We start from the raw sequence: 17,006 nt of genomic DNA, 5'->3' as shown, positions 1-17,006 counted from the left end.
GTGAAGCCCCTTTTTACTAGCAGGAGTAGTGCGTGGAGAAAGTACAAGTAGCAATCGATTTTCTTCTATCTCACAAATTAGTTTTTACAGCGTTAATCATTGCCATTATCGCCATCATCCGCCGGGTTACTTTATCTATGATCCGTGGTGACGTCGCTTTTGTTTCGGAAGAGCAAAGAAGTTGGATGTCGCGCACTAAGAACGGCGCATTTATTGTCACCGTGTTGTCATTGTTTATTTTATGGCAGTCAGAGATTAACGAGTTCGCTCTCTCAGTCACGGCAATAGCTGTAGCAATCGTTGTAGCATCAAAAGAAATTATTCTGTGTTTTACAGGCTCTATCCAACGAGCGAGTTCGCGTTCATTTCGGATTGGAGACTGGATTGAAGTTGGTAAGATATGCGGTGAAGTTATCGAACACAATATGATGGCAACCGTGATTCAAGAAATTGACCTTTACCACGGCCAATATCACTACACAGGTAAAACAGCAACGCTGCCTAATAGTATGTTTTTCACTTATCCAGTGAAGAACCTCAATTTTATGAAGCGTTACGTCTACCATGATTTCTCAATCATTGTGCCTAAGTTCGTTAACTTGTATCCACTAGTGCCTTTGATGCTTGAAAAAATTGATGAGCATACAAACTACTTCAACGAAGTAGCAAAGCGTTACAACGCAATGATTGAAAAGCATGCGGGTGTCGACTTACCGGGTGCAGAGCCCCACATCCATATTACTAGTGGTGGAACAGGGGAGCAGGTTGTCCACTTTATGCTTTTTTGTCCAACAGACAAAGCGACACATCTGGAACAGGAAATTAGATCAGACTTTATGGCGCTATACGAGGAACGTTTTCCGTGTGAAGCTGCCACTGCAAGCTAAGGAAATAGCATGATTAAAAAAGTTGGTGAAACGGTTATAAAACCAAAGCATAAAGCATCATGTCATTGTGGAGAGGTAGAGCTAGAGTTGAGCTTGCCCAACGGCATAGAAAAACCACGTCGATGTGACTGTTCGATTTGTCGGCGTAAAGGTGCGATCGTTGGTTCGGTGAAATTGGATGGAATTCGTATCGTAAAAGGCGAAGCATCACTGAAGCTTTACCAGTTTAATACTCATACCGCAAAACACTTCTTTTGTTCACGTTGTGGTATTTACACTCATCATCAACGCCGTTCCTATCCTGATGAATACGGCTTTAATATAGGCTGCTTGGAAGGTGTGAACCCCTTTGACCTTGGTGAAGTAGTCACAAATGATGGTGTAAATCACCCAGCTGACCGTTAGGATTCACCTACATTGTAAAACGACTAACTAGTTATATCTGACGACATTCCAAAATGACGATGTAGCTCGTGTTGCATTTCCAATTTGGAATGTGGACTTTCCACATCATCAATAAAATTAGCTCTATTATATAAACTCACGAAATGAATTGTGAAGTAAACATTCCACTAACAGATTCAAGTGAGGTCAAAAATGAATTCAATCAAAGCACTTATCCTAGATAGTCAGCCCATTGTTCGAAATGCTCTGGTATCAATGTCCGCTCATATTACGAGCCAGACTAATATCTTCCAATCTGACTCGATAAAGGATGCTTATCGTATTCTTCGAGAGCAAAATATTGAAATGATCATACTTGATGTTGACCTAAATGACGGTAGTGGGCTCGACTTTATTCAACGTATTCGAAAAGGTGGTTATAAAGGTAAAGTGCTATTTGTTTCCTCAAACAACCATCCTTTATTCAGCCACACGGCCAAAAATGTAGGCGCAAATGGATACATACTTAAGACAGAAGATACTTCGCTGATCAATGATGCGCTCCTTGCAACTTACAGAGGCTATTCAGTATTCAAGCATTGTTTAATTACAATGCGTGATCTTCCTGACCTGTCAGAGCGTGAATCAGTGGTATTTAACTATTTGTCTAAAGGTTATTCAAATAAGAAGATCTCAGAGTTACTTTCTTTGAGTGCGAAGACAATCAGCACCTACAAGGCGAGAATTCTAGAAAAATACAACGCTAACTCGATCATTGAAATAATGGAACTTCAACGAGCGTAGTAGATCATCTAGCAGCTGCGTCATTCAACACTAATAGTTTTTCCAAACTGGAAAGAATCCTAGCCAACAACTGACCTTAAACAAACATGGAATAATTGAGCACGGATCTCTCACTGTCAACATTGCAAGAGAAATCGATTATGACATTAACCAAAATCGCCACCGAAGCACAGTTAATTTCTAATAATACCTTACACCATATGTGTACGAGACTACTTTGTGATCAAGGGTTTAGCGAGCCAGAAGCTAAAAATATTATTGAGGTAGAAGTGTATTTATTGAGTCCCAAAGACTTACTGGATGTTCGTGAACAAACTTTAAAGCATGAGCTTTCACTTGAACAAGCGAGATTGCTGGTCTTGAAACAGAAACAACGCCGCTATTTCTTAATACTGTTACAACAATTCTGGGAAGCTCAAGCGATGAAATATAAAGGACAATCTACTCCCTTATTTTTCTGAGTACAGTGTTAACTTGTTTCGAATCAAGAAGTTAAAATATTTCATCAAGATTCACTTTGCGACGGTTAAGCAAAGGAGCGAACGAAAGGTTTGGTTGCTGTGGAGACTAGATAGGTTTGGTTAACAGCTATCCTTTGTCGTTACGAGTAAAAATGTGATTGGAAATGTTTTTGATTATTAAGTATGTTGCGCGCAATTGTCGATATGAGCTTAGTTACTCACAATTAAGCGCAGCTTAAGGAAAGCAATTAATCATTAAGGATCCGCTGTAAGTTCGGCAACAGTAGCGTGCAGACAGGTACGCTGATTATTGATGTACAACGGCTTATCAACTCCTTAATGAACAACAATTCGATTTATAACCTATTTACCAAGGTGTCTGAAAACGCATACCTAAACGGACTATGTAATGTTTTCGTTATGCTCCTTCCTGTATCACTTCTATCAGCATTTACCATGTTGATTGGTAATGGTTTATCTTGGCTAGGGTACATAACTCTCTCTGAGCACTTAACTTTTATTAGCACACTTGTGTGGAAGCTATTCCCACTATTGCTATTGGTTTATTACGCGCTGTTTTTGTCCCGCTTACATAAGCTGTCTCGTACCATTATTGTCACGCCTTCACTACTTGTGTACGTGATATTGAGTAACGAATGGGGCTTGCTCCATGTTGGCTCAGTGTTGCCAGCGAACTACCCACTCGCGATTGCCACACCATTATTAATAGCACTTTCTGTTAAATGTATGACGCGTCGACGAGTGTTTGTTAATAGCGAGCTCCCTAATGTCGTTGACCAGTCTATTAACCTAATTTCAGCGACAGTTCTGTTGGTATTGGTATATACAGTGATTGGTCACTTATTGGGTTCATGGTTTCAATCTTGTACCAATGCGAGTTCGCTGTTACCCGAGCTAGGTGTCAATTCCTTGTTTGATGCTCTTTGGTACGAACTTATCCGTAATTTGCTGTGGTGTATTGGTATCAATGGGCACATCATCTTTTCGCCGTACAAAGCAGATCTGTATGAGTTAACTCAACAGAGCTTTTTGCTATATAGCCAGTGGGGCAACGAATTACCGATACTAACGAGCAACTTCTATGACATTTATGCTGGAATTGGTGGGTCAGGGAATACGTTAAGTCTTGTACTTTGTATGTTGTTCTTTACCCGCAACAAAGGGTATCGCACATTAGCTATGGCAACCTTGGTATTAAGTATTTTTAATATCAATGAACCAATTTTATTTGGGTTGCCTGTTATTTTTAACCCTGTTTTGCTTGTGCCATTTTTGCTGACTCCGTTGGTCGCGATTAGTATGGCATATGTCGCGACATATATGGGACTAGTACCACCGATATCTGAGTTTGTTAGTTGGATGACGCCGACTTTTATCAGTGGCTATCTAGCGACGGGTGAGAGCATAAGTGCGGCATTGCTGCAGTTGATGATCATCTTAGTTGGGGTGGTTATCTATCTTCCTTTCTTTAAGCAAATGGACAAGGTTATTGGGAGCCACGCGATATTTTCTAAAGGTTCCTCAGATGAATTTTTTAATTACGAAGGGATTGGAAGTAATAGGGCGGTAGCATTGTTGCCACATATGAGCAGTAACTTAGCTGCCCAACGTCATATTAGCAGCTTGCAACAAAACGGAGAGTTTGTCTTATTCTATCAACCACAAATGGAGACAACGACCAACAAAATCGCTTCAGTTGAGGTTCTGATTCGCCATAAAGCGCATGATGGGAAGATCACGCCACCCAACTTTTTAGCGAGTTTTGCGAAACTGGGGCTCACATCAGAGCTTGATTTGTGGGTAATTCAGAAGGCGCTTGATGAGGTCGCTCCACTGGCCAGTGATCCATCGTTTAAGGTGTCGATCAATGTTTCTACAGAGACGTTCCTGATTACTAACTTCGCTACGACAGTCATCGATATGATTGATTCGAGCGTATTAAACTTCAACCAAGTAGAGCTGGAAATAACGGAAGATCTTTTAATTCAAGATGAGCAAGCAACGTGGGATGTGTTTAAAGTGCTGCGAGAGCACGGTATTAGAATTGCGCTTGATGACTTTGGAGCAGGGTATTCGTCAATTGGCTACTTAGGAAAATATGAATACGACAAAGTGAAGATTGATCGTTCTTTAGTTATGAACTTAAAACACCGCAATGGGCGAGAGATGTTTAGGCTCACTAGTGAACTTGTACGACTGACTGGAGCTGAAATCGTCGTTGAAGGCGTAGAGGAAAAAGAAGAACTAGAATTTATTGCGGAGCAGGGTATCAACCTAATTCAAGGGTACTATTTCTTTAAGCCGATGCCATTCAATGAAGTCTACCAAATGCTAAACAATGGGGTGAATTGACTGCCCCAGTACAGATAACGAAACGTAAATAAATCAAACCCAGCAACAAGGCTGGGCTTGATTTTAAGGAAGTTAGTTCTGAGGGTAGTACTTCGCTTTCATTCGCAACGCCACGTTCACTAAAGCGATTAATACTGGGACCTCAATAAGTGGACCAATAACACCAGCGAATGCCTGGTCTGAATTTAGGCCAAATACCGCAATACTGACGGCAATTGCTAACTCAAAGTTGTTGCCTGTTGCAGTAAACGCGATTGACGCATTCTTGTCGTAATCAATACCCATTTTCTTACCGACAAAAAAGCTAACGAAAAACATCACCACAAAGTAGATTGCTAGTGGGATAGCGACACGAACAACATCCATTGGAAGTTCAAAAATCATTTCGCCTTTCAAGCTAAACATCAGCACGATGGTTGCTAGCAGCGCGATTAATGTAATAGGAGAAATTCGCGGAATAAACACTTCGTTATACCATTGCTCGCCCTTAAGCGCTGTTAGCCACTTGCGGCTTAAGAAACCGGCCAGGAACGGAATGCCTAAATAGATTAAGACACTTTCAGCGATATCAAGCATAGAAATGTTGACGTCAAACCCTTGGTAACCAAGCACAGGCGGAAGCACAGTAATGAATAACCAAGCCATAAAGCTGTAGGTGATGATTTGGAATGCACTATTTAGAGCAACGAGTGCAGCACCGTACTCTTTGTTACCGCCACCGATATCGTTCCAAACCAGTACCATAGCAATACAACGAGCTAAACCAATCAAGATTATACCGACCATATAGCCTGGTTTGTCACCCAGAAAAACAAGCGCGAGTATGAACATGAGTATCGGTCCGACAATCCAGTTCATTATCAAAGAAAGAGTGATGGCTTTCTTATCTTTACGGACTTTGCCCAATAAGCTGTAATTTACCTTTGCTAGCGGTGGGTACATCATCAAAATAAGACCGATTGCCAAGGGTATGTTGGTGCTACCCACTGACATTGACTCATTCCATTCTGCTACTTGTGGGAATAAAACACCGATCCCTATACCCATCGCCATTGCGACAAAAATCCAGACAGTTAAATAGCGGTCGAGAAAACTCATATTTGTTGAAGCTGACTCTGTTCTTACGTTGTTGGTTGCGATCTCTTGGCTCATGGCAACACTCTCTTTCGTGTATCGTCGAATGACGATTGTTTGGGTTAAGTGTAGGGGAGTTCAAGACTCCCCAGTTAAACTAGCTAAATACGGTATTAAATAATTTGGAAAATTGTTCGATTTCAGAAGTATTGACGCGATAACAGACTTTAGGTGGTATGGCTTCGGCAGTAATGAACCCAGCCTGTTTGAGAATGCGAAGGTGCTCAGACACCGTTGATTGTGCTAAACCCAACTCTGAAACTAGGTCACTGTTTAAGCAACCGCCCAGCTTTTCGAGATTAATTAAGATTTTTATAATCCTAACTCGAGCAGGGTGAGACAGCGCTTTAGCTTGGGCTGCCAGTTGAATTTCCTGCGCACGTTCACGCTCTGAAGACTCAAATGCTTGGGTGTTATCGGCATTACACTGAGATTTGCTCATTCTCAATCCAGTAAATAGTTAATCGTCGAATTGCGATTAATGATACGCTTGTCGTATCAAATCTGCAACCCATTCTAACATTTATCAATAAAGCTACGATATTTATAAAATATTGCATTTGTTTGGCGTATATTGTCAGCGAACTAATAACTATAAAGTATGGCTATGAAAAAACTATTTTTTGTAATTTTGTTGGTGCTTGTCGGATGCAGCCAACCCAAACAAGATATATCTATTGAGACAGACTCTGGATGGACGTCTGGACAACTAGAAAATGGATTGAAATATCACATTTATCCTAATGATAAAGAAGCCGTCGCAATTCGTATGTATGTCCATGTAGGATCGGCTCATGAAACAGAAGAACAGAAGGGGTATGCGCACTTTTTAGAGCATATGGCCTTCAATGGTTCTCGTAATTTCAGCTCCAACGATATAGTCCATTTATTTGAACACTCAGGGCTGACTTTTGGTGCTGATATTAACGCCTACACCTCTTACTATGAGACGGTGTATAAACTTGATTTGCCTAACCCCAAGGAGCTCTCAAATGGGGTTAAGTGGATGCGAGATATTGCAGATGGCTTGAACCTTTCTTCAGACGAAATAGAAAAAGAGAAAGGGGTTATTCAAGGAGAGTTTCGACGCACCCGCCCTGAGAACAAATCGCTGTCAGAAAAGTATTATGACCACTTGATTCAAGGCACAGAGCTTGAAAGTTTAGATCCATTAGGTACTAAAGAGTCTGTTAATAATGCCACTACTGCATCAATAAGAGCCTTCTACGAAACTTGGTATCACCCTCAGTTAACCGAAGTGATTATCACTGGGGACATCGCACCTGAAGAAACGAAAGCGTTACTGGAAGAAAACTTCGCAAATTGGAAAGGAGGAGAGACTCCCAAAGGCTCTGAGATTGCACGGACAACATTGGATCTAACGGATTTCACGGAGGAAATAGGTGAGTTTGATTTTCCGAGTATCAGTGTTTTATTAGATCAAAGCCCGTCATCGATTGTTACTAGGCAGGACTTATATGACTTTTGGATGGACGATGTCATACAACAACTTATTTGGGCTCGTATAGATGAGAAACTGAATCAGACTGCACAGCCTGTTCAGAGTTTATATTCGTCGTCGTATTACATTAATTATCGTCGTTATTCCTTACTCTCGGTGAGTTTTACTGAGGAAGAAAGGAGCAAGGTACAGAGTCTATTTACCGAGACTTTCGCTTCATTACGAGATCATGGTGTAACAGAGCTCGAGCTAGAAGCTTCTATGGCATATTACACTCAACTATTAAAAACAGTCGATGAACAATGGAAGCAACGCACTGCGGTTGATATTGCTGAATCTAAGGTGAATGCGATATCACTTGATGAACCTTTGCAGTCGAAAGAAGATTATCGACAAAGTTTAGAGACGTTCATTGAGTATGCGACGTTTGATCGTGTTAACGAACAGCTTACTCATTTCTTGAAGCAAGACTATGTACTTATACTTGGAGCGGAGCAAACGGATAGTATTGAGGCCTTAAGTAAAACAATTCCAAGTGTGCGTAAACAACTAGGTCAGGCTGGTGTGAAGCCTTTAGCACTAGAAAGCAAACAGGATGAGCTAAGTCGACCAGATGGCAAGGGCGCTATAGTTAATGAGCGAACTCTGGATAATGGTTTTACTGTTTGGCAGTTATCAAATGGCATTGAAGTCTGGTTTGAGCCAGATGAAAATGCTGGCGAGCGAGTTCGTCTTGTCTACGGCAGTCAAGGTGGTAAAGCTGCACTTGATCCTAGACTATTCGCAGCATCAGAGCTATCTATAGCAACAATCTCTAGAAGTGGTATCGGAGAGTTTAACGGTACTGAATTAGACTCTTATCTAAGACGAAACAACATCGAGGTTTATCCATTTATTGGTTTTACTGACCACGGATTAGAAATAGGTGCTCCAAGAGACAAGTTATCAGAGGCGTTGAGCGTGCTGTTCAATATTACAACCAATGTTAATGTCGAAAAGAGGCAGCTTGCAGCGGTATCGAGAGAAACGATCGAGGGAATGAACAACTATCTAGATACACCAGTCGGGAAGTGGTCGCGTGAGATCAACCGAAATAGTTATTTGCCCGATAGCTTCCACTACATGCTACCAGCGCCAGAGTTTTCAATGGTCGATGAGGGGCAAGTTAAAGAAGTTCATAAGCAGCTATTCACAGTGAAGCGTTCAAATAAGCTTGTGGTTATTGCGGACCTAAAGCCTGAGCAAATACGTGAAATGTTGCGTTTTTACATAGCGTCCATTCCTTTAGAGAATGCTCCGAGCTATACATTTGACGCAAGATACAACTTGGATCCCAAACCACGAATCGATCTGGCGATTTTCAACGAGCCAAATACGTATTACATGGTGCGAGTTACTAACCCGGACGCCAAACCTAGCGATGTGGAATCTGTCTTTATAGATGATATGATCCAGCGTCATCTTTCAAAGCGTTTGACCGAGTATATTCGTGAAGATTTGGGCTTAGATTATGCGCCGGATAACTATGTCACCTCCCAAGATGGTGAGCCAAGTATTGATTGGTTTATTGAAGCGCAAGTTGCTCCGAGTGATATTGATAAAGTTGATGCTGCCGTCGACAAAATACTCAATGAGCTACTTCAAGGAGTCGCTCAAGAAGATGTTGATTTAGTGGCAAAACAATTAGCAGTGGCGTTACACCCATTAGCCGACGATACGGTACAAAGAGCGTGGTTTTATGCTCGTTACCTTATGCATGGGTATGGGGTAGAAGCATTGACGGATATTGATGCCATGACCCAATCCATTACGAAAGATGCCTTTAATGAGCGGGTACAGCTGATCTTCGGGGAGCAATCCATAAAAACGAAGTATGCGCTGACACCAGAGAAGTAGGCCCAATAATGACTGAAAAGCAGCGTTCCTACGCTGCTTTTTTAATGTTCAAAATGGTGTTTTTGGATAAAGCAATGAATTTGGTTTGGGACTAATGAACTATAAATAAGGCTAGTGTGGCTACTCTTTATTTCGATATGGTCTGTCATGCCATCAAGCTTGGTCTCTTCGACAGTGACTGTACCATCAGACATCATTCTATTATCCATCAACAGTAAAGAACGTACTCCTAATGGCAGAGTACCAGCAATGCTTCCTAACTTTTGCTCTAGAGCCCATGCGCTTTCATGCTGTTTAAGGCCAAAATCAGGAGAGTTACCTAAAATGGCGCTCATTCCGAGTTCTTGAATTCGGGTTACGATAGAAGCCCCCTTTAGTGGTGACCCAATAGTAACAACGTGGGAGACTTTTTCTTTAGAGGGCAGACGGCTTTCGAGGTAACGTTTGATGATTAAGCCTCCTAAACTATGTCCGACTAGGATATTTGGCATCGAGTCTGATAACGTTCTATCAAGTAAAGTGAAGAGACGTTGCTCGTTAATTGCGACGCTGTTGTAAGAGAGTACCTTGGTTCTATAGCCGTACTTGCGTAACTTGTGGCTAAGAGGTTGCATGACCATTCCGTGCATATACAGACCATGCAAAATAATTACTTTCATCGTCACCTCCTAACAATCTTCACTATTTCATGTTCTTAGAGGGCGTAATTATACCGCAAGTAGGTCTAAGTCTGGTTATGGGAGTGTGATATCACCGGTATATCTCTCTAATTCTTCCGTCCAAGTAAAGTTTTGCGTTAGGTCCCTACGTCCGGTGACTAGTTGGCCATCTACTGCGTTGTAAAGAATAAATGGTGCATCGGAAAGGTCGCCACCAATACTGTAGAAATGGCAATAAGAAGCGTATCTTCGGCGTTGATGAATAAAAACTAAATAGCCGTTTTCAATCGCGTCAGGAAGCAGTGAAACATCAACCGACTCGGCGTTTTCTCCACCTAGTCTTGGGTTGGTACTACTAAACGAGGGGTGGTCATCGAAATAGTCAGACTGAGTGATAGTCTCAAGAACATCAAAACAAGTATCTGGTCTATTGATGGCACGTGTACTTCCTGCGTGACTCCCTATTACGGGGTAACAACTGCCTGAATAATTGGAATTTATTCCATCGATTGTAAAGTCGACGCCAGTGCCTGCGATATTTGAAACAATGTCTCCTCCGCGGGCTAAACATCCACTTTGGTAAATGGTAACGCCAGTTCTAAAGTTTTGAAAAATAGTAGTGACGCTAGCTGCAGATGATTCGGCACTGAAATTGATAAAACGAGGCAAGGCTGCAACGGATAGCACTCCAACGAGTACTATCACGATGACAAGTTCAATTAGTGTGAAGCCTTTACTATCTGCTGTCATATTGCTCAATACATCAAACGTTAATATGAGTGATAGTAGCTAAGTAATATAGATGTTGTAAAGGGTATAATGAACGGTTAACTATGAGCGGGTAAATCGGAACGTTTGTAACTTCTGCTGCTCACCTTCAACAAATGCATAGCTCTCTAATAGCCACACATTTGGCCCTGCAAATCCCAACTCTACATGAATGTCAGCACTATTAATGTCTCTGTAAATGACGTCGCTAGTATTAATAGGGTAGAAGTTGTATCGGTTCGAGTTGTTTTGCTTTTCACCTGCAAAGTTCACGGCAACATCTTTGGTATTGTTGATAATGGATAACTGGTAACCATCATCAGATGTATAAGAGAATGCCGCGGTAAGATCTATCCCTTGTTCATTGACAACATTCACATCTGCCTGGGTAGTTTTAGCTAAGGATCCGTTGGCACTTAGAGGCTTAACATCGTCCATTTGGTGGTTATGAGTCTGAATGTTGACATTCCACTCTCCAACAAATTGATCGAGTTTATCCCATCCTTGCTGTACGGGAGCATTGGTTTGTTGAGCGTTGTTGTTTCCAATTTGAGCAATCGCCTCGTCTCGACTATTCGAACGACTAGCTTCGCGGTTATTTTGAATATCAGCAGAAGCACCAGCGACACCTCCAGCGACACCGCCAGCGATAGCCCCTTGCATTGCGAGCTCCGCATCACCGGTCAAAGCCCCTAATGTTAATCCTAACAACGCACCACCGGCTGCTCCTTGCTTCGTTAAAGCGTTAGGGTCATCTTCACCAGGGGTAACACAGCCTGCTAGAAGAGGGAGAGAAATGGCAATAGCGAGGGTAGTTTTCATTGTTGGATTCATAGCAAATTTCCTAGAACAGTGTTTTTTATTTCGTAAACATAACCAGTAATTATCAGCTCAATGTCAGTAAAAAAGAGCAGTGAGTAACGATTTGTTTCCAATCGTTTCATTGGTCTGTCGCGTTAGAATTAGATTACGAAATATAAGGGACAGGATCGATCAACTGGTGCTTATATCGCCTATAACCACCAGTAATGAGTAGGAAGTTTTGCTATGGCTTATATAAATATTTTCCCGTGGGAGTATGGAACAACGTCACCGGAAACAATCACTTGCTCTGGCTCAACATGACAATAAAGTATGCCACCGCGCTTGGATGCTTGGTAAGCCATTAAGTTTGGTTTATTGAGTCTTTCTGCCCATAATGGTGCCAATCCAGCATGGATAGAACCCGTTACTGGGTCTTCATCTCCGCCATTTGCAGGCCAAAAGTAGCGCGAGACAAAGTCATATTCTTTACTGGCAGCAGTAGCAACGACGTCATAAGGTGCGAGTTGCTTTAAGTAGTCGCTCTTAGTTTGCAGGTCGATAATGTCTTGTTCATCGTCATAAATTGCGAAATAAGCTTGATCGCTTCTAAGTACTTCTTTTGGCTGAATTGAAAGACCTTCAAGCAAAGCGGGTGGAGCGTCAACCGGGGTAGGTTCTCTGCGTGGGAAGCACATAAGAATTCGACCAGACAGGTCTTTTTCGACAGTTAAAGGACCTACGATTCTTGTGTCAAACTGAATGACTTCACCCGCATCGAAATGATTAAATAACACATAAGCTGCGGCGAGTGTTGCATGACCACAGAAATCGACTTCGCAAAGTGGTGAGAACCAACGAATCTCGTATCGGTCAATGCCGATTTGCTTAACAAATGCCGTTTCCGATAAGTTATTTTCTGCAGCGATGTTGAGCATCGTATCATCGCTTAACCACTCATTCAGTGGGACAACCGCCGCTGAGTTACCGCTAAATCGACGCAATGTGAAAGCGTCGCAGACAAACATTTCGAATTCCATAGCCATTCCTTGTGAGATACTGAATCTGATGAGTAAATTATTACCTTTTGTTACAGCTAATGGAGTCAAAAGGCAAAGAGTTGCGAGTTAGGTCTAACCGAATCATCCCTAGCTTACATGACACTTTGCCTTTAATACGAGCTATGTAGTTATAATGGACTGCTCACTTCATCAACAAGGTATAAAATTGATTGGTAAGGGATGCCACTGTGGTGTGAAAGACCTATTTCACAAGTCCGACTATTACTGAAACCACGTTGACAGTTTTCCGGTACTTGATCTTTTAAGGGGCTTACTGCGGCAGCATTGAGTTCAGGTGTTGTAAAACCTTTGTCTCCTGCCCAACCACAACATGAGATATGTTCCGGGACAATGACCTCAGATGCGCAAGCTTTTGCTAAGGAAAGCATGTCATTTTCAAGGCCCATACGTCGTGAGCTGCAAGTGACATGCAACATGACGGTTTCTTGCTTAGTATTAATCGATAAGTGTTCAAGTAAATACTTAGATACAAACCCAGTAGGTTCAAGTATCTCAAGTGGTCGAGTGAAGTTATCTATACTTCTCTTAGCACACGGACTGGTGTCCATAAGCACAGGATACTCGCCTTCATAGCTTGCTTTCCAAAGTACATCTTCAAGCTGCGAAGCTTTGTGTTTCGCAATATCAGTCATTCCTTTGCTGTCGTAAGGCATCCCGCAGCATTGTTCATCTAAAGATTCAGGAATGATCACTTCAAAACCCGCCTTCTTAATCAGTGACAATGTCACCTCGGTAAGGCTACGTTGATCAGAAGCATTGGATTGTTGACCCATTGTTCGAGATGCACAGGAAGGAAGGTAGACGACTTTTTTATCTGAACGCACTAGCCCTTCTAATGCTTTATCGAGATCATGCGAGTTAGCTTGAGGAGTTTCGGCAAGCCAAGCTGGGGTCTTGCCTTTACTGAGTTTTCTAATCCCGTTCGTCACCTTAGACACGCCTTGTTCGCCGATGACTTTAACTGCGATCTTGTTTGCTTTTAGCGATGCTCGAGTGAGAGAGGCTGTTGTGCTGAAGTGCTCGGCGGTCCATTTAGCGATAGGCGTAAACTTCTGATATTTTGCCGTCCGCAATTGTTTAACTAGGTCACCAGTATTGATTCCGACCGGACAGCGGTCAGCACACAAGCCAGTTGCTGCACAGGTGTCTAAACCTTGGTACTCAAAGATGTGTTCCAGTTCTGTTGCATCAGTTTGTTCACCAGCTGCACGACGTCGTTGAAGCTCGCGATAAAGCACGATACGTTGGCGAGGAGAAAGGCTGAGCGTGCGAGAAGGGCACACAGGCTCACAGAACCCACATTCAATACAACGGTCAACCAAGGAGTCTGCGGCTGGCATAGGTTTTAAGTTTTCGATGTGGGAATGAGGGTTATCGTTGATGATCACACCAGGATTGAGCAAGCCTTGAGGATCAAACAATGCTTTAATTTTTTTCATTAATTGATAACCATCTTTACCCCATTCTAGCTCCACATATGGCGCCATATTGCGACCAGTGCCATGCTCGGCTTTCAATGAGCCTTGATATTTAACGGCAACAAGCTCAGCCACGTCATCCATAAAGCCGCCGTAACGATCAATTTCGCTCTGAGACTCAAAACCTTGGGTGAAGACGAAATGAAGGTTACCCTCCAAGGCATGGCCAAAAATGATCGCTTCAGAATATTGGTATTTATCGAAGAGAGCTTGGAGATCGCGTAAACCGTTGGCAAGATTCTCAACTGGAAAGGCTACGTCTTCAATGATGACCGTTGTGCCTACTTCGCGCACTGCTCCAACCGCAGGGAACATGCCTTTACGAATGCCCCAAAGCGTTGCCACTGTTTTTGGGTCGAGTGTGAACGGGACTGACTCTACAATGGTGTAGTCTTTAAGTGAGTCCATTATCGAGTTGCATTGGTGGTCTATCGTGTCGTTATCGCTAGCGTGTGTTTCTACCAATAATGCCGTTGCCTCAAGATCCAAGTGCTGGATAAAGTCAGGCATACCTGGTTTATCTGCTACAGATCGCAAAGCTCGGCCGTCCATTAACTCTACCGCGGCAACTGGAGTTTTCGATAGGGTAGTCACTGCTTGGCTCGCTTCTTCAATATCCGCAAAAACAAGCAATGAAGAGGCTTTAAAATTGTGTTCAATGACGGTGTTGTAGGTCACTTCAGCAATAAACCCAAGAGTTCCTTCTGAACCAATCATTAGGTGCTCAAGAACCTCAATAGGATCATTGAAGTCGACTAGGGCATTCAGTGCATAACCTGTGGTATTTTTTAAGCGATACTTGTGACGGATGCGCTCACTAAGAGCGTCGTTGGTCTGAGTCTCAGTGATTAAAGACTGCAGGCCTTCAATGATGTCTGGTCGGGTGGCTTTGAATGCGGCGATACTTTCTTTGCTCGCGGTATCAAGCAAGGTTCCGTCGCTAAATACAACTTTAATGCTGTCGATAGTGCGGTAAGAGTTTTGCGCTGTCCCGCAGCACATACCACTGGCATTGTTTGCTGCGATGCCGCCAATTTTACAGGTGTTGATTGAAGCAGGATCAGGGCCTATTTTACGTTTGAATGGAGCGAGGTATTTATTCGCATCAGCACCGATTACGCCGGGCTGTAGGATGATCTTGTCACCATTGTCGACAACTTCGTGGCCACGCCAATCATCGGTCAATGTAAATAGGACTGAATCGGAAACAGCTTGTCCCGAGAGGCTTGTCCCCGCCGCCCTAAACGTGAAATGAATGTTCATCTCGCGGCAGCATTGAATGGCGTAAACGACTTCTTCGAGGCTTTTTAGTCTTAAAACGATTTGTGGGACGAGTCTATAAAAGCTGGCATCAGTACCATAGGCTAGGCGCTTTGCCTGTTCAGTAATTATTCTTTCTGGTTGGATTTCAACAGCGAGTAGGGCTTCAAGCTGTTGATAGCGGTTATCGTTGAGACGATTCGACATGTAAGCTTCCTTGTGTTTGCCACTGGTGTTTTATTTTTTATATCTCCAGTAGGTAAAAAAGGTGTCACAGTTTGTCTTTATTTGCTGTGACACCCTCTGAATTTACTTAAAGTTAACCAATGAATCTCGATTTAAGTCGTTGATACTTTTTGCTCCAGTTAGCGTCATTGCTACACGCATCTCTTTCTCGTAAAGGTCGAGTAGGTTCTCAACACCGGCTTGTCCTTGCGCAGCTAAAGCATAAATAAATGAGCGGCCTAGCAAAGTACAATCCGCACCAAGAGCAAGCATTCTCACAACATCTAAGCCAGTTCTTATCCCCGAATCAACAAAGATCTTTAGGTCACCTTTCACCGCATCGGCAATCGATGGAAGGGCTTTTGCTGTTGAAAGAACACCGTCAAGTTGGCGTCCGCCGTGGTTAGACACAACAATGCCATCAGCACCAAAAGAAACTGCGTCTTTTGCATCTTGTTCGTCTAGAATGCCTTTAATTACCATTGGGCCATCCCAGAAATCACGAATCCACTCTAAGTCCTTCCATGAAATTGATGGGTCAAAGTTATCTCCAAGCCAGCCGATGTAGTCTTCCAACTTAGTTGGCTCACCCCGATAAGTCGAAATATTGCCAAGGTCATGAGGTTTGCCAAACAAGCCAACATCAAAAGCCCAGCTAGGATGGCGCATAGCTTGGAAAACACGACGCGCAGCCGCATTAGGGCCACTCATTCCTGAGTGCATGTCGCGATAACGAGCTCCCGGTACTGGCATATCAACAGTAAACACAAGGGTTGTCACGCCTGCCGCTTTTGCTCGTTCGAGAACATTTTTCATGAAACCACGATCTTTTAGCACGTAAAGCTGAAACCACATCGGGCGCTCAATGGCAGGGGCAACTTCCTCGATAGGGCAAACTGAAACCGTTGACATAGTAAAGGGAATGCCTTTGTTCTCGGCGGCTTTGGCTGCTTGCACTTCACCACGACGTGCATACATACCCGTTAAGCCGACAGGAGCTAGCGCTATCGGCATCGACAACTTTTCACCAAATATCTCAGTTTCTAGATTTAGATCTTCCATGTTGTTGAGTACACGTTGCTTGAGAGCAATATCAGCAAGATCTTCGGTATTTTTACGCAGGGTATGTTCACCGTACGAGCCGCCATCTATGTAGTGAAATAGAAACGGTGGCAGTTTGGATTTTGCTGCAGCTCGGTAATCTGTAGAAGCAGAGGTAATCATAAGTCAGTCCTATAAATCGGGAAATATCGCCTCTCTGTGTAGGCTTATTTTTGGTACTAATTAAAGAAGAGGCGTTAATACTCAACGTGTCGCAATTGCTTTCACATT

The 17,006-nt window shown here is 42.9% G+C and carries 14 protein-coding genes; 6 read left to right on the top strand and 8 right to left on the bottom strand.

Annotated elements, in window-relative coordinates:
- Nucleotides 1-32 precede the first annotated feature (32 nt).
- The 5 genes from AAFX28_RS01355 (at nt 33) to AAFX28_RS01335 (ending at nt 4,909) form a co-directional block, all read left to right on the top strand.
- A complete protein-coding gene (locus AAFX28_RS01355; protein WP_408684940.1) occupies nt 33-887 on the top strand; it encodes a mechanosensitive ion channel family protein in 855 nt (284 codons plus the stop codon).
- A 9-nt stretch (nt 888-896) separates the two neighbouring features.
- On the top strand, nt 897-1,292 hold the full coding sequence (locus tag AAFX28_RS01350; protein ID WP_408684939.1) for a GFA family protein: 396 nt from the start codon (nt 897-899) through the stop codon (nt 1,290-1,292).
- A 192-nt stretch (nt 1,293-1,484) separates the two neighbouring features.
- Nucleotides 1,485-2,075 (top strand): response regulator, encoded by a 591-nt coding sequence (locus AAFX28_RS01345; protein WP_408684937.1) that lies wholly within the window; start codon nt 1,485-1,487, stop codon nt 2,073-2,075.
- Between the two features lie 140 nt (nt 2,076-2,215).
- Nucleotides 2,216-2,536 (top strand): hypothetical protein, encoded by a 321-nt coding sequence (locus AAFX28_RS01340; protein WP_408684935.1) that lies wholly within the window; start codon nt 2,216-2,218, stop codon nt 2,534-2,536.
- 339 nt (nt 2,537-2,875) lie between these two features.
- Complete coding sequence (locus AAFX28_RS01335; RefSeq protein ID WP_408684933.1) at nt 2,876-4,909, top strand: EAL domain-containing protein; 2,034 nt, start codon at nt 2,876-2,878, stop codon at nt 4,907-4,909.
- Between the two features lie 72 nt (nt 4,910-4,981).
- Here the strand turns inward: AAFX28_RS01335 and arsB are convergent, their stop codons facing one another.
- Nucleotides 4,982-6,061, bottom strand: coding sequence for an ACR3 family arsenite efflux transporter (gene arsB / locus AAFX28_RS01330; protein ID WP_408684931.1), 1,080 nt, complete (start codon nt 6,059-6,061; stop codon nt 4,982-4,984).
- Between the two features lie 79 nt (nt 6,062-6,140).
- A complete protein-coding gene (locus AAFX28_RS01325) occupies nt 6,141-6,485 on the bottom strand; it encodes an ArsR/SmtB family transcription factor (protein WP_408684929.1) in 345 nt (114 codons plus the stop codon).
- 165 nt (nt 6,486-6,650) lie between these two features.
- Between AAFX28_RS01325 and AAFX28_RS01320 the strand changes: the two genes are divergently transcribed.
- A complete protein-coding gene (locus AAFX28_RS01320; protein ID WP_408684927.1) occupies nt 6,651-9,401 on the top strand; it encodes a M16 family metallopeptidase in 2,751 nt (916 codons plus the stop codon).
- A 41-nt stretch (nt 9,402-9,442) separates the two neighbouring features.
- Here AAFX28_RS01320 and AAFX28_RS01315 read toward each other — a convergent pair whose 3' ends face one another.
- The 6 genes from AAFX28_RS01315 to lldD all read right to left on the bottom strand — a co-directional run bounded on the left by AAFX28_RS01315 (nt 9,443) and on the right by lldD (nt 16,898).
- Nucleotides 9,443-10,060 (bottom strand): lipase family alpha/beta hydrolase, encoded by a 618-nt coding sequence (locus tag AAFX28_RS01315; protein ID WP_408684925.1) that lies wholly within the window; start codon nt 10,058-10,060, stop codon nt 9,443-9,445.
- A gap of 75 nt (nt 10,061-10,135) precedes the next feature.
- Nucleotides 10,136-10,810: a prepilin-type N-terminal cleavage/methylation domain-containing protein gene (locus AAFX28_RS01310; RefSeq protein WP_408684923.1), complete on the bottom strand. Its 675-nt coding sequence runs from the start codon at nt 10,808-10,810 to the stop codon at nt 10,136-10,138.
- 81 nt (nt 10,811-10,891) lie between these two features.
- Nucleotides 10,892-11,662, bottom strand: coding sequence for a hypothetical protein (locus tag AAFX28_RS01305; protein WP_408684921.1), 771 nt, complete (start codon nt 11,660-11,662; stop codon nt 10,892-10,894).
- Between the two features lie 218 nt (nt 11,663-11,880).
- Nucleotides 11,881-12,669: a PhzF family phenazine biosynthesis protein gene (locus AAFX28_RS01300; RefSeq protein WP_408684919.1), complete on the bottom strand. Its 789-nt coding sequence runs from the start codon at nt 12,667-12,669 to the stop codon at nt 11,881-11,883.
- A 149-nt stretch (nt 12,670-12,818) separates the two neighbouring features.
- A complete protein-coding gene (locus AAFX28_RS01295) occupies nt 12,819-15,656 on the bottom strand; it encodes an FAD-binding and (Fe-S)-binding domain-containing protein (protein WP_408684917.1) in 2,838 nt (945 codons plus the stop codon).
- A 102-nt stretch (nt 15,657-15,758) separates the two neighbouring features.
- Nucleotides 15,759-16,898, bottom strand: a complete 1,140-nt coding sequence (lldD, locus tag AAFX28_RS01290; RefSeq protein ID WP_408684916.1) for an FMN-dependent L-lactate dehydrogenase LldD — start codon at nt 16,896-16,898, stop codon at nt 15,759-15,761.
- Nucleotides 16,899-17,006 lie beyond the last annotated feature (108 nt).

Origin of the sequence: Vibrio sp. TBV020 (genome assembly GCF_046056895.1) — a bacterium.
Classification (GTDB): Bacteria; Pseudomonadota; Gammaproteobacteria; order Enterobacterales; family Vibrionaceae; genus Vibrio.
Note: the sequence above shows the minus strand (reverse complement) of the source record. Positions and strands in the feature narration are given on the sequence as shown.